General features: G+C 62.0%; 18 protein-coding genes. 11 read left to right on the forward strand and 7 right to left on the reverse strand.

The annotated features are described in order from the left end of the window. Window positions 1-427: 427 nt before the first annotated feature. Entirely contained in the window at window positions 428-1507 is a 1080-nt protein-coding gene (gene trmA, locus AC07SI_RS13470) for a tRNA (uridine(54)-C5)-methyltransferase TrmA (protein WP_065910173.1), read from the reverse strand. Continuing rightward, window positions 1504-2799, reverse strand: a complete 1296-nt coding sequence (locus AC07SI_RS13475; RefSeq protein WP_034100857.1) for an NCS2 family permease — start codon at window positions 2797-2799, stop codon at window positions 1504-1506. The genes trmA and AC07SI_RS13475 overlap by 4 nt, the downstream gene beginning before the upstream one ends. A 209-nt stretch (window positions 2800-3008) precedes the next feature. Here AC07SI_RS13475 and AC07SI_RS13480 point away from each other — a divergent pair, with 209 nt between their 5' ends. From AC07SI_RS13480 to AC07SI_RS13495, 4 genes are all read left to right on the forward strand, one after another. Beyond that, window positions 3009-3455 (forward strand): DUF4879 domain-containing protein, encoded by a 447-nt coding sequence (locus AC07SI_RS13480; protein ID WP_495005857.1) that lies wholly within the window; start codon window positions 3009-3011, stop codon window positions 3453-3455. A gap of 106 nt (window positions 3456-3561) precedes the next feature. Beyond that, on the forward strand, window positions 3562-4086 hold the full coding sequence (locus AC07SI_RS13485; protein ID WP_106802574.1) for a (2Fe-2S)-binding protein: 525 nt from the start codon (window positions 3562-3564) through the stop codon (window positions 4084-4086). Next, window positions 4083-5072 (forward strand): FAD binding domain-containing protein, encoded by a 990-nt coding sequence (locus AC07SI_RS13490; RefSeq protein ID WP_106802575.1) that lies wholly within the window; start codon window positions 4083-4085, stop codon window positions 5070-5072. Before AC07SI_RS13485 ends, AC07SI_RS13490 begins: the two co-directional genes overlap by 4 nt. Next, entirely contained in the window at window positions 5069-7252 is a 2184-nt protein-coding gene (locus tag AC07SI_RS13495; RefSeq protein ID WP_495005858.1) for a xanthine dehydrogenase family protein molybdopterin-binding subunit, read from the forward strand. Before AC07SI_RS13490 ends, AC07SI_RS13495 begins: the two co-directional genes overlap by 4 nt. Before the next feature lie 138 nt (window positions 7253-7390). Here AC07SI_RS13495 and AC07SI_RS13500 read toward each other — a convergent pair whose 3' ends face one another. Next, window positions 7391-8629: an MFS transporter gene (locus tag AC07SI_RS13500; protein ID WP_065910183.1), complete on the reverse strand. Its 1239-nt coding sequence runs from the start codon at window positions 8627-8629 to the stop codon at window positions 7391-7393. Window positions 8630-8946: 317 nt separating this feature from the next. On the opposite strand from AC07SI_RS13500, the gene AC07SI_RS13505 reads away from it, so the two are divergent. The 3 genes from AC07SI_RS13505 to AC07SI_RS13515 are packed head-to-tail and all read left to right on the forward strand — an operon-like array spanning window position 8947 to window position 11575. Next, entirely contained in the window at window positions 8947-10386 is a 1440-nt protein-coding gene (locus tag AC07SI_RS13505; protein ID WP_065910184.1) for a cytochrome ubiquinol oxidase subunit I, read from the forward strand. A 1-nt stretch (window position 10387) separates the two neighbouring features. Further along, on the forward strand, window positions 10388-11395 hold the full coding sequence (cydB, locus tag AC07SI_RS13510; RefSeq protein ID WP_065910185.1) for a cytochrome d ubiquinol oxidase subunit II: 1008 nt from the start codon (window positions 10388-10390) through the stop codon (window positions 11393-11395). 12 nt (window positions 11396-11407) lie between these two features. Then, a complete protein-coding gene (locus AC07SI_RS13515) occupies window positions 11408-11575 on the forward strand; it encodes a DUF2474 domain-containing protein (RefSeq protein WP_010206690.1) in 168 nt (55 codons plus the stop codon). Window positions 11576-11640: 65 nt separating this feature from the next. On the opposite strand, the gene AC07SI_RS13520 is transcribed toward AC07SI_RS13515, so the two are convergent. Together AC07SI_RS13520 and AC07SI_RS13525 are read right to left on the reverse strand one after the other, a co-directional pair. Next, complete coding sequence (locus AC07SI_RS13520; RefSeq protein ID WP_495005859.1) at window positions 11641-12765, reverse strand: methyltransferase; 1125 nt, start codon at window positions 12763-12765, stop codon at window positions 11641-11643. Window positions 12766-12926: 161 nt separating this feature from the next. After that, window positions 12927-13637 (reverse strand): helix-turn-helix transcriptional regulator, encoded by a 711-nt coding sequence (locus tag AC07SI_RS13525; protein ID WP_495005860.1) that lies wholly within the window; start codon window positions 13635-13637, stop codon window positions 12927-12929. Between the two features lie 380 nt (window positions 13638-14017). On the opposite strand from AC07SI_RS13525, the gene AC07SI_RS13530 reads away from it, so the two are divergent. Then, window positions 14018-14794: a ferredoxin--NADP reductase gene (locus AC07SI_RS13530; RefSeq protein WP_495005861.1), complete on the forward strand. Its 777-nt coding sequence runs from the start codon at window positions 14018-14020 to the stop codon at window positions 14792-14794. A gap of 46 nt (window positions 14795-14840) precedes the next feature. On the opposite strand, the gene mscL is transcribed toward AC07SI_RS13530, so the two are convergent. Beyond that, on the reverse strand, window positions 14841-15257 hold the full coding sequence (gene mscL / locus AC07SI_RS13535; RefSeq protein WP_065910193.1) for a large-conductance mechanosensitive channel protein MscL: 417 nt from the start codon (window positions 15255-15257) through the stop codon (window positions 14841-14843). Between the two features lie 287 nt (window positions 15258-15544). On the opposite strand from mscL, the gene katB reads away from it, so the two are divergent. From katB to radA, 3 genes are all read left to right on the forward strand, one after another. Next, window positions 15545-17086 (forward strand): catalase KatB, encoded by a 1542-nt coding sequence (gene katB, locus AC07SI_RS13540; RefSeq protein WP_120450023.1) that lies wholly within the window; start codon window positions 15545-15547, stop codon window positions 17084-17086. Window positions 17087-17187: 101 nt separating this feature from the next. Further along, entirely contained in the window at window positions 17188-17736 is a 549-nt protein-coding gene (locus AC07SI_RS13545) for an ankyrin repeat domain-containing protein (protein ID WP_106802581.1), read from the forward strand. A gap of 35 nt (window positions 17737-17771) precedes the next feature. Beyond that, on the forward strand, window positions 17772-19139 hold the full coding sequence (gene radA, locus AC07SI_RS13550; RefSeq protein ID WP_053137919.1) for a DNA repair protein RadA: 1368 nt from the start codon (window positions 17772-17774) through the stop codon (window positions 19137-19139). 114 nt (window positions 19140-19253) lie between these two features. Here the strand turns inward: radA and AC07SI_RS13555 are convergent, their stop codons facing one another. After that, window positions 19254-19622, reverse strand: coding sequence for a PilZ domain-containing protein (locus tag AC07SI_RS13555; protein WP_495005862.1), 369 nt, complete (start codon window positions 19620-19622; stop codon window positions 19254-19256). Between the last annotated feature and the right edge of the window lie 91 nt (window positions 19623-19713).

Here is a 19713-nt window from a genome sequence, read left to right on the forward strand (position 1 = left end):
CCCTGAGTCATCGCAATCAAGCCAGCCCCCACCTTTGCCTTGAAATGCAAGCCCCTGTGGGAGCGGGCTCGCGAAAGCGTTGTGTCATTCAACCCATATACCAACGGACCCTCCGCCTTCGCAGGCAAGCCAGCTCCCACAGGGGATATGTGTGCGCTGTGCGATTGCATGCAGCTCGAACCTGTTGCTCGGATGTGGGAGCTCTCGAGCCAGAGCGAGGCAGCGAAGGCGGTGGTTCAGCCAACCCATGTACCAACTGACCCTCCGCCATAGCAGGCAAGCCAGCCCCCACCTTTGCCTTGAAATGCACACCCCTGTGGGAGCGGGCTTGCCCGCGAAGGCGGTGGCTCAGTCAACACATCTATCAACTGACACCCCCCCATAGGCAAACCAACCCCCCACAGGCGATCTACGCTGTCCTGCCGACTTATCGGCGGGTCAGCAGCACGCCGGATTCCATATGGTGCGTCCACGGGAACTGGTCAAACAGGGCGCACTTGGTGATGCGGTGGGTGTCATGCAGTTGCGCGATGTTCGCCGCCAGGGTCTCTGGGTTGCAGGAGATGTACAGGATGTTGTCGAAACGCCGGGTCAGTTCGCAGGTGTCCGGGTCCATGCCGGCACGGGGCGGGTCGACGAACACGCTGCCGAATTCGTAGCTCTTCAGGTCGATGCCGTGCAGGCGCCGGAACGGGCGCACTTCGTTGAGCGCCTCGGTGAGTTCCTCGGCAGACAGGCGCACCAGCGTGACGTTATCCACCGCGTTTTCATCAAGGTTGCTCAGCGCGGCATTCACCGAGGTCTTGCTGATTTCGGTGGCCAGCACTTTGCGCACGCGGGTTGCCAGGGGCAGGGTGAAATTGCCGTTGCCGCAGTACAACTCGAGCAAATCATCCGGGCGATCGCCCAAGGCTTCGTACGCCCAGTTGAGCATCTTCTGGTTCACCGTGCCGTTGGGCTGGGTGAACGCGCCTTCAGGCTGGCGGTAGCTGAACGTGCGACCGCCGACCTCGAGCTTTTCCACCACATAGTCATGGCCGATCACATCGCGCTTGCCTTTCGAACGGCCGATGATGCTCACGTTCAAGTCGGCAGCCAGCTGGTTCGCGGCGGTGTGCCAATGCTCGTCCAGCGGGCGGTGATAGCACAGGGTGATCATTGCGTCGCCGGCCAAGGTGGTGAGGAACTCCACCTGGAACAGCTTGTGGCTCAGCGCAGCACTGGCTTGCCAGGCGGCCTTGAGCTGCGGCATCAACTGGTTGATGCGCTGGCTGGCGATGGGGAATTCTTCGATCAGGATCGGCGTGCGTTTGTCGTCCTGGGAGAACATCGCGTAGTGGCGTTCACCGCCTTCGCGCCACAGGCGGAACTCCGCGCGCAGGCGAAAGTGCTGCAGCGGCGAATCGAAGACCTGTGGCTCGGGCGCGTCGAACGGTGCCAGCAGGTCACGCAAGCGCGTGACCTTGTCTTGCAGTTGAGCGGTGTAGCGTGCGGCGTCAAAAGTCATGCGTTGAACCAGCCCAGCTTGATCACAAACAGAATCGACAGAATCACCAGTGCCGGGTTCAGCTCACGGTAGCGGCCCGAAAGCAGCTTGATGGCGGTCCAGGCGATGAAACCGAAGGCGATGCCGTTGGCGATGGAGTAAGTGAAGGGCATCGCCAGGGCGGTGATCACCACCGGCGCTGCAACGGTAATGTCATCCCAGTCGATTTCGGCCAGGCCCGAGGTCATCAGCACGGCGACGAACAGCAGTGCCGGCGCGGTGGCGAACGCGGGAACGCTGGCCGCCAGTGGCGAGAAGAACAGCGCCAGCAGGAACAGGATCGCAACCACGATCGCCGTCAGACCGGTACGGCCACCGGCACTCACGCCGGCGGCGGATTCTATATAGCTGGTGGTGGTCGACGTGCCCAGCAACGAACCGGCCATGGCGGCGGTGCTGTCGGCGATCAGGGCGCGGCCCATCTTCGGCATGTGGCCGTCCTTGCCCATCAGGCCGGCGCGCTTGGCGACGCCGATCAGGGTGCCGGAGTTGTCGAACAGGTCGACGAACAGGAAGGCGAAGATCACGCTGACCAGGCCGATGTCCAGTGCGCCTTTGATATCCAGCTGCAGGAAAGTCGGGGCCAGCGATGGCGGCATCGAGGTCACGCCGCCGAACGGAGTGAAGCCCATGACGATGGACACGATGGTCACCGCCAGGATGCCGATCAGCACTGCACCGCGCACGGCCAGGGCTTCCAGCGCCACGATCAGCGCGAAACCGAGGGTGGCGAGGATCGGCGCCGGTTGCTTGAGGTCGCCCAGGCCGACCATGGTGGCCGGGTTGCTGACCACGATGCCGGCGTTGTGCAGGGCGATCAGCGCCAGGAACAGGCCGATACCGGCGGCAATTGCCGAGCGCAGGGGCAGCGGGATGCTGTTGATGATCCACTCACGGATGCGGAAGATCGACAGCAGGAAGAACAGCACCGCCGATATGAACACCGCGCCCAGCGCAACCTGCCAGGTATGGCCCATGTGCAGGACCACGGTGTAGGTAAAGAAGGCATTGAGGCCCATGCCCGGCGCCAGTGCGATCGGGTAGTTGGCGATCAGGCCCATCACGGTCGAACCGATGGCGGCCGCCAGGCAGGTCGCGACAAATACTGCGCCCTTGTCCATGCCGGTCTCGCCGAGGATGCTCGGGTTGACGAACAGGATGTAGGCCATGGCCAGGAATGTCGTGATGCCCGCGAGGATCTCGGTGCGCACGTTGGTGTTGTGTGCCTTGAGTTGAAACAGCTTTTCCAGCATGCCTGCTCCCTGTGACGCTATTTTGCGTCGTGATTTGTTGACCTCTAAGTCAAAGCACAAACTGCGCCAAGCGCCTGTGGTTCCAGAGAGGATCGGAAAAAGCGGCGCATCATACCAGCAGCCGAGGCCGTGTGGCGTATAGGCTGCGTATTCTGAAGCGTGGCCTTGAGGCATACTGCGCCGACGTTTAATCCAGGGTCATCGCCAGCATGAAAAAAGCCAACGCCAGCAGTCTAGCTCTGTTCGCCATAATCGGCCTTTGGCTCAGTGCGGCACCGGCGTGGGGCGCGACTGCACCGGCGTTGAGCGAGGTGCGGGTGTTCAAGGTGCAGTCGGAAGGTTGCACTGAAACCATCCCTGAACGCGCGGCCAGCACCCAGATGTGCACGCACCGTGGGCAAACGCTGGTGTACGTGATGGAAGTCGGCTTGGGCAACAGCTCCCAGGCGTTCTTCGATGGTGCGCCGGTTTCCGGCAGCAGCACCCCGATCTGCCAGGTGGGCTCCATCAGCCAGGCGTGCAGCGGCGCGGGCACGGTGATGGGCTACATCTATGCGTTCCAGCTGAATATCACCGCGGGTGGCACCTTCCAGTACAGCAACACGTCGATCAATCCGCCGCGCAACCAACTGGTTACCACCCTCAGCATTCGCTGATCGCCACCTATCAATTGCCTTGAACGCTCAATACCCCGGGAAGTCGTACCCCTGAGACGGCGACTTTCCTGAACGCCGCGGATGTACACCAACCCGTGAGGTGTTTATGAGCGCGACCCCCAATGGCGCGGCGGCCCAACCGTTCGCCAGCCACTCCATACGCCTGAGCCTCAATGGCCAGGACCGCCAGCTGGACGTGTTGCCCTGGACCACCTTGCTCGACCTGTTGCGTGAGCAACTGGATCTGGTCGGCAGCAAAAAGGGTTGCGACCACGGCCAATGCGGCGCCTGCACCGTATTGCGCGACGGCAAACGCGTAAACGCCTGCCTGACCCTGGCGGTGATGTGCGACGGCGCCGAGCTGACCACTATCGAAGGCCTGGCCGACGGCGACCAGCTCCACCCGATGCAGCAAGCGTTCATCCAGCACGATGCCTTCCAGTGCGGCTACTGCACCCCTGGCCAGATCTGTTCCGCTGTCGGCCTGGCCAATGAAGGCCGTGCCCACGACACCGCGCAGATCCAGGAACTGATGAGCGGCAACCTGTGCCGTTGCGGCGCCTACACCAATATTCGCGATGCCATCGAAGACGCGTTGCCCCGCTGCCGCGCCGGGGGAGATCAGTCATGAACCCCTTCCACTACAGCAAGCCTGCGGATGTGCACGAGGCCGTGCACCTGAGCAGCGCCGCATCGCGCTTTATCGCCGGCGGCACCAACCTGCTGGACTTGATGAAAGAAAACCTCACGCGCCCCGAGCACCTGATCGACATCACCGGCCTGCCGTTGCAGGGTGTTGAAGAAACCGCAGAAGGCGGCCTGCGCATCGGCGCGCTGGTCAGCAACGCCGACCTGGCCTGGCACCCGCTGGTCGAGGCGCGCTACCCGTTGCTGTCGCAGGCGATCCTCGCCGGTGCCTCGCCGCAATTGCGCAATATGGCCAGCACTGGCGGCAACCTGCTGCAGCGCACCCGGTGCTATTACTTCTATGACGCCGCCGTGCCCTGCAACAAGCGCGAACCCGGCAGCGGATGCCCGGCGCGCACCGGCTTGAACCGTATCCATGCGATCCTCGGCGCCAGCGACCAGTGCGTGGCCACCCATCCGTCGGACATGTGCGTGGCCCTTGCGGCATTGGAGGCACGGGTGCATGTGGAGGGGCGTGGCGGCGCGCGGGTCATCGAGTTTGCCGACTTCCACCGCCTGCCCGGCGATGCGCCGCAGCGTGATAACCAATTGGCCGATGATGAACTGATCACCGCCATTGAGCTGCCGGCCGACCACCTGGCGCGTCACAGTCACTACCTGAAAATCCGCGACCGTGCGTCCTACGCTTTCGCGCTGGTCTCGGTCGCCGCAGCCCTGGAGTTGGACGGTGACCGGATCGTCGACGCGCGCCTGGCCCTCGGCGGTGTGGCCCACAAACCGTGGCGGGATCGCGCGGTGGAAGCTGCGTTGATCGGCCAGGCGGTCAGCCGCGAAACCTTCAGCAACGCCGCCGATGCCCTGCTGCAAGACGCCGAGCCGTTGGAACACAACGGCTTCAAGATCAAATTGGCGCGCCGTGCAATCATCCGCGCCCTGAGCGACGCCGCCGTCGCCGGAGAACGCCCATGACCGCTCTCGGCAAACCCCTGGACCGTGTCGACGGTCTGCTCAAGGTCACCGGCCAGGCGCGCTATGCCGGCGAGTTCCCCGAGGCTGGCCTGCTGCATGGCAGTGTGGTCTCCAGCACCATCGCCAAAGGACGCGTGGTCAACATCGACGCCTCCAAAGCCTTGGCGCTGCCGGGCGTGGTCATGGTGCTCGATCACCGCAACCGGCCCAGACTCGCCAGCTATGACGATGCCTTCGCCGACGATGATGCCGCCGATGGCTCGCCGTTTCGTCCGCTGTACAACGACCGTGTGCTCTACAGCGGCCAGCCGCTGGCCCTGGTGATCGCCGACAACCTCGAACTGGCGCGGCATGCCGGCTCGCTGGTGCAGATCGAGTACGCCAGCGAAACCTTTGAAACCGACCTGGTGGCCCAGCAGGAGCAGGCCCACCCGTCACCGCAAACCCCGCCCCAGCCACGCGGTAATTTCCAGGCCGAATGGACCGGCGCCGCCGTGAGCCTTGACCTGCACTACAGCACCCCCATCGAACACCACAACCCGATGGAGCCGCACGCCAGCACCGTGCTGTATCAGCCGGACGGCACCCTGCATATCCACGACAAGACCCAGGGCCCGCAGAACTGCCAGGCCTATGTGCAAAAAGTCTTCGGCCTGGACAAGAGCCAAGTGCGCATCTTTGCCGCGTTCGTCGGTGGCGCCTTCGGATCCGGCCTGCGCCCGCAGTACCAGTTGCCGCTGGCGGTGATGGCGTCCCTGGCGCTCAAGCGCTCGGTGCGCGTCACGCTGACGCGCCAGCAAATGTTCACCTTCGGCTACCGCCCACGCACCTTGCAGCGTTTGCAGATGGGCGCGGCGGCTGACGGTCGCTTGATGGCGCTGGGGCATACGGCGATTGGCCAGACCTCACGTTTCGAAGATTTCAGCGAGCACGTGGTGGAGTGGAGCGGCATGCTTTATCACTGCGACAACGTGCAATTGACCTACCAGTTGGTGCCACTGGACGTATTCACCCCGCTGGACATGCGCGCACCTGGCGCGGCCCTGGGCGTGATCGGCCTGGAGTGCGCCATGGACGAACTGGCGTGCGCCTTGGGCATGGACCCGGTGAAGCTGCGGCTGATCAACTACGCCGAGCGCAATCAGAACGACGACAAACCCTGGTCAAGCAAAGCCCTGCGCGAATGTTACCGTGATGGCGCCGAGCGTTTTGGCTGGAGCCAGCGCAACCCGGAACCGCGCAGCATGCGCGATGGCCGCCAGTTGATCGGCTGGGGCATGGCCGGTGGCGTGTGGGAAGCCATGCAGATGAAGGCCAGCGCCAAGGCCCGCCTCGATGCCGAGGGCAAGCTGACGGTCAGCAGCGCCACCACCGATATCGGCACGGGTACGTACACGGTCATGACCCAGATCGCGGCGCAGGCCAGCGGCGTGGCGATGGACGACGTGCGTTTTCTGCTCGGTGATTCTTCATTGCCGACGGCGCCGTTGCAGGGCGGCTCGTTTACCGTGTCCTCGGTGGGCACTGCGGTGCAGCAGGCGTGCGAAGCCTTGAATGCCCAGTTGCTGGCCATCGCCCGGCAAACCTACCCGGTATTCACGCAGGCGCAGTCCGTGCGCTTTGAAGACGGTCAACTGCACGCCGGTGACGTAAGCGTGTCGTTGGCGCAGTTGGTCAAGGACAGTGGCGAAGCGGCGTTGGAAGCCCAGGTCGACAGCGAGCCGGACAAAAAACGCGAGGGCTACAGCACTGCCACGCATTCGGCGGTGTTCGTCGAGGTGCGCGTGGATGAAGACCTCGGCACTATCAAGGTCAGCCGCGTGGTCAGTGCGATTGCGGCCGGGCGCGTGGTCAATCCAAAAATGGCGCGCAGCCAGATACTCGGGGGCGTGGTATGGGGCATCGGCATGGCCCTGCATGAAAAAACCCAGGTCGACCATCAACTGGGGCGCTACATGAACCACAGCCTGGCCGAATACCACATTCCGGTGAATGCCGATATTGGCGAGATTGAGGTGATATTCGTCGAAGAACACGACGAGATCGTCAACGCGCTGGGTTCCAAGGGCGTCGGTGAGATCGGCATTGTCGGCGTGGCGGCGGCGGTGGCGAATGCGATCTACCATGCCACCGGCAAGCGACTGCGCGAGTTTCCCATCACGTTGGACAAGGTGCTGTAACCCGGTCTTCGGACCACAGAAGAGCAAAATGTGGGAGCTGGTTTGCCTGCGATAGCTATCTGTCAGCCCATCATATAGTGGCTGAGACGCCGCCATCGCAGGCAAGCCAGCGCCGACATTGACGGTTTTTCAACCGGCTTATGGCTTGGTTTCCTCCACCGGCACATGCATGCGGTCGCGGTTGGCCAGGGTCGGGAACAGTTTGATCCACGTCCCCGTCACCACCAGCGTGCCGATCCCGCCCATGACCACGGCGGGCACGGTGCCGAACCAGTGGGCGGTGATGCCCGATTCGAACTCGCCCAGTTGATTCGATGCGCCGATGAACAGGCCGTTGACGGCACTCACGCGACCGCGCATTTCATCCGGGGTTTCCAGTTGCACGAAGGAGGCGCGGATCACCATGCTGATCATGTCCGCCGCGCCCAGGACCACCAGCACTGCCAGCGAGAACCAGAACGAAGTGGACAGGCCGAACGCGATGGTCGCCACGCCGAATACGCCGACGGCAGTGAACATCACGCGGCCCACATGCCGATCCACCGAAAACCGTGCCAGCCACAGCGACATCAACAGCGCGCCCACCGCCGGTGCCGAGCGCAGCAGGCCCAGGCCCCAGGCGCCGGTCAGCAGGATGTCCTTGGCGAACACCGGCAGCAACGCGGTGGCGCCGCCCAGCAGCACGGCAAACAGGTCCAGGGAAATTGCCCCGAGAATGTCCGGGCGGCTGCGGATAAAGCGGATGCCGGCCAGCAGCGAATCGAGGGTGGCCTTGCCCTTGTTGAGCGGGGTCTGGCGGGCGGGCAGGTTGAGGGTCAGCACACAGGCAATCAGGTACAGCGCCACGGTAGGGCCATACACCCACACGCTGCCAAACGCGTAGAGCAAACCGCCCAGGGCCGGCGCGACGATGGTCGCCAGTTGCTGGGCCGATTGCGACGAGGCCACGGCGCGCGGGAACAGTGCGCTGGGCACGATGCTCGGCAGCAGTGCCTGGGTGGTGGGCATTTCAAAGGAGCGTGCGGCGCCGAGCAGGAAGGCGAGGATAAAGATCATCTCGCGGGTCACGTTGCCGGTCAGGCCACCAATGGCCAGGGACAGGGCGATCAACGCCTGCACGGTCTGGCAGATGGCGGCGACCTTGCGCCGCTCATAGCGGTCGGCCACATGCCCGGTGTGCAGCATGAACAGCACGCGCGGTACGAACTCGACCAGCCCGACCAGGCCCAGGTCCAGCACATTGCCGGTCAGCTGGTAGAGGTTCCAGCCGATGGCCACGGTGAGCATCTGGAAACCGCTGGCGGTAAAGATCCGTGCCAGCCAGAACGCGATGAAAGGGCGGTGGTGACGCAACAGCAACGCGGGTTCACTAGGCATCGGGAATTCTGGTCAGGGCCGGGGGAGGGCCGAGATTATCATCAAGTTGTAACAGATGGTTGCAGGAACTGCGCTGAGGCAGTCTGTCACGCGGCAAAAGACCACACAGTTCAATCCTCAAAATGGGACTACTCTTTCAGCAATGCTTGATCCAGATCAATGCCCGCCCGGGCATCGGCCTGGCGGCCGCAAGGCCAGATTCCCTGCGTGGTTGGTTAAAAAAAGAAACGAATTGAAATTCGCCAGACTCCATATCCGTGGGGGCAGTGGGTGCAGGCTCCCGCCAGCAGCCGGTATTACCTGACAGAGGAAGACTTATGTTCGGTTTGGAGGCGCTAGATCTCGCCCGAATTCAATTCGCATTCACCATCTCGTTCCACATCCTGTTCCCGGCGATCACCATCGGCCTGGCCAGTTACCTTGCGGTGCTGGAGGGCTTGTGGCTCAAGACCCATAACGACACCTACCGTGACCTCTACCATTTCTGGTCGAAGATCTTTGCCGTCAACTTCGGCATGGGCGTGGTCTCCGGCCTGGTGATGGCCTACCAGTTCGGCACCAACTGGAGCCGCTTCTCGGACTTCGCCGGCGCCGTCACCGGCCCGCTGCTGACGTATGAAGTGCTCACGGCGTTCTTCCTCGAAGCCGGTTTCCTCGGCGTGATGCTGTTCGGCTGGAACAAGGTGGGGCGCAAGCTGCACTTTTTCTCCACGGTGATGGTGGCCGTCGGTACGTTGATCTCGACGTTCTGGATTCTCGCCTCCAACAGCTGGATGCAGACGCCGCAGGGCTTTGAAATCATCGACGGCCGCGTGATCCCCACCGATTGGCTAGCGGTGATCTTCAACCCGTCCTTCCCCTACCGCCTGATGCACATGGCCACGGCGGCCTTCGTGGCCACGGCGTTCTTCGTCGGCTCCTCGGCGGCCTGGCATTTGCTGCGCGGCAAGGACAATCCGGCGATCCGCACCATGTTGTCGATGGCGATGTGGATGGCGCTGATCGTCGCGCCGATCCAGGCAGTGATCGGTGACTTCCATGGCCTCAATACCCTCAAGCATCAACCGGCGAAAATCGCGGCGATTGAAGGCCATTGGGAGAATATCGGCAACGAACCGACGCCGCTGATCCTGTTCGGCTGGCCGGACATGAAGGCCGAGAAAACCAAGTACGCGGTCGAGATTCCCTATCTGGGCAGCCTGATCCTGACCCACTCCCTGGATAAACAGGTGCCGGCGCTCAAGGAGTTTCCGCCTGAGGATCGCCCCAATTCGACCATTGTGTTCTGGTCGTTCCGGGTCATGGTTGGCCTGGGCTTCCTGATGATCTTCACCGGGCTGTTCAGCCTGTGGCTGCGCCGTGGCGACAAGATGTATACGTCCAAGCCGTTCCTGTACCTGGCGCTGTGGATGGGCCCGTCCGGGCTGATCGCGATTCTCGCCGGTTGGTTTACCACCGAAATCGGCCGTCAGCCGTGGGTGGTCTACGGGTTGATGCGTACGGCGGATGCGTCCTCCGGGCATAGCCTGGCGCAGATGACCATTACCCTGGTGTTGTTCGTGGTGGTGTATTTCGCGCTGTTCGGCGCGGGCCTGGGCTACATGATGCGCCTGGTGCGCAAGGGCCCTGTGACCCACGAAGGCACCGAGCCGACCCACGGTGGTCCTGGCCAGAAACGCACACCGGCCCGTCCGTTGTCTGCCGCCGATGATGGCAGCGATGACGACCACGCCCACATCCAGCACAAGGGGAATTGAGATGGGTATTGATCTTCCGCTGATCTGGGCCGTGATCATCATTTTCGGCATCATGATGTACGTGGTCATGGACGGCTTCGACCTGGGTATCGGCATCCTCTTTCCGTTTATCCCCGGCAAAGTCGACCGGGACGTGATGATGAACACCGTCGCCCCGGTCTGGGACGGCAATGAAACCTGGCTGGTACTTGGCGGCGCGGCGTTGTTCGGCGCGTTCCCGCTGGCCTATTCGGTGGTGCTCTCCGCGCTGTACCTGCCGCTGATCCTGATGCTGATCGGGCTGATCTTCCGGGGCGTGGCCTTCGAGTTCCGCTTCAAGGCCAAGGACCACAAGCGTCACCTGTGGGACAAGGCCTTCATCGGTGGCTCGCTGGCCGCGACGTTCTTCCAGGGCGTGGCGCTGGGCGCCTTTATCGACGGTATCCCGGTGGTGGATCGCCAGTTTGCCGGCGGCTCGCTGGACTGGCTGACACCGTTCACGATGTTCTGCGGTGTGGCGCTGATCGTGGCCTATGCCTTGCTCGGCTGCACCTGGCTGATCATGAAGACTGAAGGCAAGTTGCAGGAGCAGATGCACAACCTGGCGCGGCCGCTGGCGTTCGTGGTGCTGGCGGTGATCGGTATCGTCAGCCTGTGGACGCCGCTGGCGCACCCGGAAATCGCTTCGCGCTGGTTCACCCTGCCGAACCTGTTCTGGTTCCTGCCGGTGCCGATCCTGGTGTTGGTGACCATGTACGGCCTGATCCGTGCGGTGGCGCGTAATGCGCACTACACGCCGTTCCTGCTCACGCTGGTGCTGATCTTCCTCGGCTACAGCGGCCTGGGGATCAGCCTGTGGCCGAACATCATCCCGCCGTCGGTCTCGATCTGGGATGCCGCCGCACCGCCGCAGAGCCAGGGCTTCATGCTGGTCGGCACGTTGTTCATCATCCCGTTCATCCTGGGCTACACCTTCTGGAGCTACTACGTGTTCCGCGGCAAGGTCACCCACGAAGACGGTTATCACTAGGAGGGGCGTTTAATGTCCGGCAAGCCTTCGTTGCACGAGATTGAACAGGCCGAGAAACAGCCGCTGTGGCGGCGCCTGGGGTGGTTGGCGATGATCTGGACCGGCAGCGTGCTGGCCTTGTTTGTCGTGGCCAGCCTGATGCGCATGTTCATGAATGCGGCGGGCCTGACCACCCACTGACATCCCGATCCGGGCCTTGCGACCCGGCTTTCAACCCTGCCCATCGCGAGATCGGCAGGGTTTTTTTATTTGCGCGCCTTGAGGATCACGAATTTCGGGGTCGCCGCCACTTGCTCGACACCCCGGAACAGCCGCGCCAACTTGCTGTGGTAACCCAGATGACGGTTGCCGACTATATAAAGGGCGCCGCCGACCACCAGTGCCTCGCGCGCCTGCTGGAACATGCGCCAGGCCAGGAAGTCGCCCACCACCTGCTGCTGGTGGAACGGCGGGTTGCACAGCACCACATCCAGGGACTGCGGTTCCTGGCCAGCGAGGCCATCACCGGCGCGGACGTTGACGTCGCGCTCGCCGAGGGCGGCGCGCCAGTTCTCCAGCGCCGACTGCACGGCCATGTAGGACTCGTCCACCAAGGTGTACTGCGCGTCAGGGTTTTGCAGTGCGCTGGCGATGGCCAATACGCCATTGCCGCAGCCCAGGTCTGCGACGCGGCCACTGCCGAGGTTTTTCGGCAGGTGTGGCAGGAAAGCGCGGGTGCCGATGTCCAGGCTTTCGCGGCAGAACACGTTGGCGTGGTTCAGCAGTTCAATCGCCGGCGCATCCACGGTGTAGCGGGTGGGGTAGGGCGAGACTGCTGTCGGACGCTCCGCAACGGTGGCGATCAACAGCCGGGCTTTCTTGACGGCCAGCGAGGCGTGCATGGGGCCGATATAGCGCTCAAGCATTTCCCCGGCCGCGCGTGGCAGGTGCTTGATCATCGCCCCGGCGATCACTTCGGCGCCCGGCGCCAGTTGACCCTGCAGGCGGATCAGTTGCTCTTCCAGCAAGGCGAGGGTCTTGGGGACACGGATCAGCACGCGATCGAAGGGCCCTGCTGGCAGCTGGCTGGCGGGGATGAACGGCACCGCATCGAAGGCCTTGGCGTTGCGCACCAGGTTTTTCCCGAGGCCCTGGGCCGCGAGGAAAGAGTCGCCGCTGGAAGTCACTTGCACCTGGCCTTCAAGACTGGCGGCCAAGGCGCCGAAGCTGTCATTGAGTACCAGCACGCGGGTCGCGGCGCCGGGTTGCTGTTCGGCCAGGTAGCTGAGGAGGTACTCGTCGGCCGCGTCGAAGGCTTGCAGCGGATCGTTGTGCTGTTCTGGCTGGCGAATCAGATCGAGCTGGGCGAAGGGCGTGTCGAGCAGGGGCATGGCGGGGAGGCTCTGGGTAATCGATGGGCGTTGGACAGTGGCCTGCACAACGGTCTGAGTGAACGGCGGGCAGGACCCCGGCAGGGTCGCTCAGCACTCAGACATTTGCCGCAAATGTTACTTTTTTTCAGGGGGGATTACATGCGTAGTTTCAGCTGCGCTTAAAACAACCCCGCTTTCGAAGCACAGAGCACGGCGGCAATCTTGTTGTTGACGCCCAGCTTCTTGAAGCAACTGCAAATATGAAAGCCTACCGTACGTTCGGACAGGCACAGGATGGTGGCGATATCCGCGGCGGTCTTGCCCATGGCCGACCACTTGAGGATTTCGGTTTCCCGTGGGGTCAGTTTGCTCGCAGGGCTGCTGGTTGCGGTGTCGGTGTAGGTCTGTGCTACGACCGTGTGGAGCGCATGGCAGAGCCAGAGTACCTGGCCGGCCTTTTCATACAATTCTTCCGGACTGACCGCACCTTTGCCGCGGCCCAGGGTGAGCATGCTGAACACGCCCTGGAAATCATGCACGGCTTGAGTCCAGCCCAGGTTCACGCCACATGTCTGGGCCAGGGACCAGAGGGAGGGAGAATCCTTGAAGGTTTTTTCCTCCCAGACCAGGGGCAATACACAAGTTTTGCAATGTTTAACGACCGGATCAACTTCAAAGAAGCGGGCCTGGTTATACAGTTTGTTCCATTCCTCCGGATAGTTGTTGATGCAAATGGGCTTCGCCTGAGTGTCAGGTCGTTGCGAAGTCATGGTAAATGAGCAGTACTGAAAGCCGAGTGCGTAGGTGTGATTGACGGCTAGGTCAAAAAGACTGGTGGTTTCGCTCTCGCCTTCCAGCTTGGGAAGTCTTGAATTGCGCCAGTTAAGCATTGGTGAATCTCCATGAGGTTCTGCGCGACTGGGGATACGTCCTGGACTCCCTACGCCGCAGGAAATGAGTGTAGGACATGGCCTGCAAGGCAAGATGAAAATTTGGTTATTGCCGGGCGGTGCTTGAGATTTTTTTATTCGATTGTTGCAACGCATTCCCTGCGCTGAATAAAATTCTTGCGGTTTTTTAGTGGGTTGAAGGTTGTGTAACGCGCAAGTTATGGTGCGTTTGTAACGTCGGGAAAGGGCTTAATAGCCAATTGATTAGTGATGCTATTAGATAGCCATACTTGCGTGCGCATTGGATTCCACTACAAACCACCGGTGTTTCCGCGCGCGACTTTGAGGGACACTAGGGCTCCTGTAGAACGGAGCCTCCCATGACGGCCAGTGCTGAGAAATTTACCCGCCAGACCTTGCTCGACGTGCAATCGCTGACCCCCAGCCTGTTTACGCTGCGCACCACACGCGACCCGGGATTCCGCTTCACGGCGGGTCAGTTCGTACGTCTGGGGGTGACCAAGGCCGACGGCAGCACGGTGTGGCGCGCCTATTCGGTGGTGTCTTCGCCGTTCGATGAGCACCTGGATTTCTTCTCGATTGTGGTGCCTGGCGGGGAATTCACCAGTGAACTGAGCCGCCTGCGAGTGGGCGATACCCTGATGGTCGAGCGCCAGGCCACGGGTTTCCTGACGTTGAACCGTTTTGTCGATGGCCGTGATTTGTGGATGTTGGGGACCGGCACCGGGGTGGCGCCGTTTTTGTCGATCCTGCAGGATTTCGAAGTCTGGGAGAAATTCGAGCGCATCATCCTGGTGTACAGCGCGCGTGAGGCCAAGGAGCTGGCCTATCAGGCGCTGATCGCCGAACTGGGCGAGCGTGAGTACCTCGCCGAGTACGCGCACAAACTGACCTACATTCCGATCGTGACCCGCGAGCCGCATCCCGGCGCCTTGAACGCGCGCATTACCACGCTGATCGAAAACGGCGAGTTGGAGCGCGCGGCCGGGGTCGAGCTGACGCCTGAGCATTCCCGTGTACTGATTTGCGGCAACCCGCAGATGGTCGATGACACTCGCCAGTTGCTCAAGCAGCGCGACCTGCAATTGAGCTTGAGCCGGCGCCCGGGCCAGGTGGCAGTGGAAAACTACTGGTAACAAAAAAGGCGCCTGAAACAGGCGCCTCTGACACAGCCCTTATCGGTTAAAGCGGCTTGTCGTTCTGTGCCTTGAGCAGGTCACGGATCTCGCCCAGCAAGACCTCTTCCTTGGTAGGCGTCGGCGGCAGGCTTGGTGCCACGGCCTCTTCACGTTTCAGGCGATTGATCGCCTTCACGCCCATGAAGATCGCAAACGCAACGATCAGGAAGTCGACCACGCTCTGGATGAACTTGCCATAGGCCAGTACCACCGCGGGGACGTCACCCTGCGCAGCCTTGAGCGTTATCGCCAGATCACCGAAGTCCACGCCGCCGATCAACAGGCCCAGTGGCGGCATCACCACGTCGCCTACAAACGAGGAAACAATTTTGCCGAAGGCGGCGCCGATGATAATACCGACGGCCATATCGACCACATTACCTTTGACCGCGAAGGCCTTGAACTCACTGATCACGCCCATAGGTTATTCCTTGTTACAGATGAGAAGGGTGGAACCCAGTGTAAGTCAGTCATAGCGGGCTTGCCTGACACAACCGTTAACACTGTTAGTTTTTATCGACACATTAAATCGCAAATAGTTTGCAAAGTGCCACCAATCGCGCGCGAAATACTCGCCAAATCAGTGGCTTACCACACTATTTTTTCAATCGGGTTAGTGCGGCTTTTCTATTTATCTTCTGGTGCTCGGGTCACTAGCCTCTGGCAAGCACAACTGAATGTGCATCAAAAAAACCAGAGGACACCTCGATGAAGAACTCAATGAGCCGCCGGCCTCTATCGGCGCGATATGCGCTGGTAGTCGCGACCGCCAGCCTGCTTTCGCTGTCAGTGCAAGCCGCCAACCTGACCCGCGACAACGGTGCTGCCGTTGGCGACAACCAGAACTCGCAGACCGCCGGCGCCAATGGCCCGGTGCTGCTGCAGGACGTGCAGTTGATCCAGAAGCTGCAACGCTTTGACCGCGAGCGCATCCCCGAGCGCGTCGTGCATGCCCGTGGCACGGGCGCCCACGGCACCTTCACGGTGACCGACAACCTCAGCGACCTGAGCAAGGCCAAGGTCTTCGCCGCCGGCGAAAGCACCCCGGTGTTCGTGCGTTTTTCCTCTGTGGTGCACGGCAACCACTCCCCGGAAACCCTGCGCGACCCGCGCGGTTTCGCCACCAAGTTCTACACCGCCGAGGGCAATTGGGACCTCGTTGGCAATAACTTCCCGACGTTCTTTATCCGCGATGCCATCAAGTTCCCGGACATGGTCCACGCCTTCAAGCCGGACCCGCGCACCAACCTGGATGACGATTCCCGTCGCTTCGACTTCTTCTCCCATGTGCCAGAGTCCACGCGCACGCTGACCGAGCTGTATTCCGACTCGGGCACCCCGGCCAGCTACCGGGAAATGGACGGCAATGGCGTGCACGCCTACAAGCTGATCAACGCCAAGGGCGAAGTGCACTACGTCAAGTTCCACTGGAAGAGCCAGCAGGGCCTCAAGAACCTTGATCCCAAGCAGGTCGTCGACGTGCAGGGCCGTGACTACAGCCACATGACCCATGACCTGGTCACCCACATCAACAAGGGGGATTTCCCCAAGTGGGACCTGTACGTGCAGGTGCTCAAGCCTGAGGACCTGGCCAAGTTCGATTTCGACCCGCTGGACGCCACCAAGATCTGGCCGGGCGTACCGGAGCGCAAAGTCGGGCAGATGGTGCTGAACCGCAACCCGGCCAATGTCTTCCAGGAAACCGAGCAGGTGGCCATGGCCCCGTCCAACCTGGTGCCGGGCATCGAGCCGTCAGAGGACCGCCTGCTGCAAGGCCGGGTGTTCTCCTACGCCGACACGCAGATGTACCGCCTGGGCGCCAATGCCCTGCAATTGCCGATCAACGCGCCACGGGTCACCGTCAACAACGGCAACCAGGACGGCGCAATGAATGCCGGCAAGACCACCACGGGCGTGAACTACCAGCCAAGTCGCCTGCTGCCACGTGAAGAGCCGCAAGCCGCGCGCTACAGCCAGTCGGCCCTGTCGGGCAGCACCCAGCAGGCGAAGATCCAGCGTGAGCAGAACTTCAAGCAAGCCGGCGACCTGTATCGCTCCTACAGCAAGAAAGAGCGCCAGGACCTGATCGAGAACTTCGGCGGCTCCCTGGCCACTACCGATGACGAGAGCAAGCACATCATCCTGTCGTTCCTCTACAAGGCCGACCCGGAGTACGGCACGGGTGTGGCCAAAGTTGCCAAGGGTGACCTGGCACGCGTGAAGGCGCTGGCGGAAAAACTCACCGACTAACCACGCGCCCCCCCGTAGGCGACGGCTTGCCGGCGATGGCGTATTCAACGCCGCCATCACCGGCAAACCGGCGCCTGCAGGGTTACGCAGAGGATTGAATGATGCGTACCTTCTTATGGGCTCTGCTGGCCTGCTGGTCGCTGAACGTGTTGGCCGAGCAGCCCGCCGCCAATGATCCCGTCGCACTCCAGGCGCAGTTGCAGGATTACTATTTCGACGCTGCCCGCCGTGGCGACCTCGACATGCTCGACACCTTTATCGATTCCGGCTACAGCCTCAACACCCAGGATGAAAAGGGCTACACCGCGCTGATCCTGGCGGCCTACCACGGCGAAAGCGCCTACGTGGAGCGCCTGCTCGCGGCCGGCGCCGATGCCTGCGTGCAGGACAAGCGTGGCAACACCGCGTTGATGGGCGCGATCTTCAAGGGTGAGCTGAAAATTGCCCAGCGCCTGCTGGCCACCGACTGCAATCCCGATCAACGCAACGGCGCCGGGCAGACGGCGGCCATGTATGCCGGGCTGTTCAAGCGCGTCGAGCTGCTGGATGCCTTGAAGGCCAAGGGCGCCAACCTCGACGCCGAAGACCCGGTCGGCAACAGTGCTTCACGATTGGCCAGCGGTGAAATCCGGACCCCGGCGTCGCGCTGAGCTATCATCGCGGTTTTTCGGTTGGAGGTTCTCAAATGGCAAAGGCCAAGCGCATGTACGGCTGCACCGAGTGCGGCGCGACCTTTCCCAAGTGGGCCGGCCAGTGCACCGAGTGCGGTGCGTGGAACACCCTGACGGAAACGATGATCGAAAGCGGCGGCGCCGCAGCCCCCACCGGCCGCGCCGGCTGGACTGGGCAGCAGGCACAGATCAAGACCCTGGCCGAAGTCAGCGTCGAGGAAATCCCGCGTTTCTCCACGGCGTCCGGCGAGCTCGACCGCGTACTTGGCGGCGGCCTGGTGGACGGCTCGGTGGTGCTGATCGGCGGTGACCCGGGCATCGGCAAATCCACCATCCTGTTGCAAACCCTGTGCAGCATCGCCAGCCGCATGCCGGCGCTGTACGTCACGGGTGAAGAATCCCAGCAGCAAGTGGCCATGCGCGCCCGCCGCCTTGGGTTGCCCCAGGACCAATTGCGGGTCATGACCGAAACCTGCATCGAAAGCATCATCGCCACGGCCCGCATCGAAAAACCCAAGGTCATGGTGATCGACTCGATCCAGACGATTTTCACCGAGCAACTGCAATCAGCGCCGGGTGGTGTATCCCAGGTGCGCGAAAGTGCGGCGCTGCTGGTGCGTTATGCCAAGCAGAGCGGCACGGCGATCTTCCTGGTCGGCCACGTGACCAAGGAAGGCGCCCTGGCCGGGCCACGGGTGCTGGAGCACATGGTCGATACCGTGCTGTATTTCGAAGGCGAATCCGACGGTCGCCTGCGCTTGCTGCGAGCAGTGAAAAACCGCTTCGGCGCGGTGAATGAACTGGGCGTGTTCGCCATGACTGACCGCGGGCTGAAAGAAGTCTCCAACCCATCGGCGATTTTTCTGACCCGCGCCCAGGAAGAAGTCCCTGGCAGTGTGGTGATGGCCACGTGGGAAGGCACTCGACCGATGCTGGTCGAAGTCCAGGCCTTGGTGGATGACAGCCACCTGGCCAACCCCCGTCGCGTCACGCTCGGCCTGGACCAGAACCGCCTGGCGATGCTGCTGGCGGTCTTGCACCGTCATGGCGGCATTCCGACTCACGACCAGGACGTGTTCCTCAACGTGGTCGGTGGGGTAAAGGTGCTGGAGACAGCGTCCGACCTGGCGTTGATGGCGGCGGTGATGTCGAGCCTGCGCAATCGGCCATTGCCCCATGACCTGCTGGTGTTTGGTGAAGTCGGCCTGTCGGGCGAGGTCCGCCCGGTGCCCAGTGGCCAGGAGCGTTTGAAGGAGGCCGCCAAGCACGGCTTCAAGCGCGCCATCGTGCCCAAGGGCAATGCCCCGAAGGAGATGCCGCCAGGATTGCAGGTGATCGGCGTAACCCGCCTGGAACAGGCGTTGGATGCGTTGTTCGAGTAAGCACTGACCCCACTGGCAACCCTGTTCAATGTAGGCGCTGGCTTGCCTGCGATAGCGGTGGATCAGCTCGCACATCATTAGCAGGCACTCCGTTATGCAGGTCTGCACGAACGGTCAGGTTTTCAGCAGTGCCGCCAACTCGCGGTGCAGTTCCTCCTCATCACCGAGGTTCAACTCGATCAGCCGCCGCAGGTGGCTGATCGAATCCAGGTCAATGTGCTCGCACACAAACCCCAATTGCCCATGATCGTCATGGGCCAGCCTGACCTGCATCTTTATATGCGCCTGTGGATCGAGGCGAATCTCGACGTCGAACGGCTCTGCGCGATTGCCCCGCCAGTCATCAGGGCGTTGCACCAATAAACCTTTGAGCGACAAATCCACCAGTTGCACCGGCCAATTCCAGCCGGCCTGTGCAATGGTGGTCCTGGCATCGAAGGCAATACGCCGGAAACGGCGGCGATCTGACGGCTGTTCACTCATGGTCAAACCCTCTGTGGATAAGGGGATTGTAGCCCTGCGCCATCATTGGGCTTTTATTTGTGCTTTTTTTGCCGTTGCAAGGCTCTAGACC

It is taken from the genome of Pseudomonas sp. GW821-FHT05D12 (genome assembly GCF_059419825.1).

Coding starts and splice junctions, on each gene's coding strand:
- mscL (WP_065910193.1), bottom strand. CDS start 15,257: ATGGGCGTGATCAGTGAGTTCAAGGCCTTCGCGGTCAAAGGTAATGTG.
- AC07SI_RS13555 (WP_495005862.1), bottom strand. CDS start 19,622: ATGAGTGAACAGCCGTCAGATCGCCGCCGTTTCCGGCGTATTGCCTTC.
- trmA (WP_065910173.1), bottom strand. CDS start 1,507: ATGACTTTTGACGCCGCACGCTACACCGCTCAACTGCAAGACAAGGTC.
- AC07SI_RS13500 (WP_065910183.1), bottom strand. CDS start 8,629: ATGCCTAGTGAACCCGCGTTGCTGTTGCGTCACCACCGCCCTTTCATC.
- katB (WP_120450023.1), top strand. CDS start 15,545: ATGAAGAACTCAATGAGCCGCCGGCCTCTATCGGCGCGATATGCGCTG.
- AC07SI_RS13490 (WP_106802575.1), top strand. CDS start 4,083: ATGAACCCCTTCCACTACAGCAAGCCTGCGGATGTGCACGAGGCCGTG.
- AC07SI_RS13495 (WP_495005858.1), top strand. CDS start 5,069: ATGACCGCTCTCGGCAAACCCCTGGACCGTGTCGACGGTCTGCTCAAG.
- AC07SI_RS13485 (WP_106802574.1), top strand. CDS start 3,562: ATGAGCGCGACCCCCAATGGCGCGGCGGCCCAACCGTTCGCCAGCCAC.
- radA (WP_053137919.1), top strand. CDS start 17,772: ATGGCAAAGGCCAAGCGCATGTACGGCTGCACCGAGTGCGGCGCGACC.
- AC07SI_RS13515 (WP_010206690.1), top strand. CDS start 11,408: ATGTCCGGCAAGCCTTCGTTGCACGAGATTGAACAGGCCGAGAAACAG.
- cydB (WP_065910185.1), top strand. CDS start 10,388: ATGGGTATTGATCTTCCGCTGATCTGGGCCGTGATCATCATTTTCGGC.
- AC07SI_RS13525 (WP_495005860.1), bottom strand. CDS start 13,637: ATGCTTAACTGGCGCAATTCAAGACTTCCCAAGCTGGAAGGCGAGAGC.
- AC07SI_RS13505 (WP_065910184.1), top strand. CDS start 8,947: ATGTTCGGTTTGGAGGCGCTAGATCTCGCCCGAATTCAATTCGCATTC.
- AC07SI_RS13480 (WP_495005857.1), top strand. CDS start 3,009: ATGAAAAAAGCCAACGCCAGCAGTCTAGCTCTGTTCGCCATAATCGGC.
- AC07SI_RS13545 (WP_106802581.1), top strand. CDS start 17,188: ATGCGTACCTTCTTATGGGCTCTGCTGGCCTGCTGGTCGCTGAACGTG.
- AC07SI_RS13475 (WP_034100857.1), bottom strand. CDS start 2,799: ATGCTGGAAAAGCTGTTTCAACTCAAGGCACACAACACCAACGTGCGC.
- AC07SI_RS13520 (WP_495005859.1), bottom strand. CDS start 12,765: ATGCCCCTGCTCGACACGCCCTTCGCCCAGCTCGATCTGATTCGCCAG.
- AC07SI_RS13530 (WP_495005861.1), top strand. CDS start 14,018: ATGACGGCCAGTGCTGAGAAATTTACCCGCCAGACCTTGCTCGACGTG.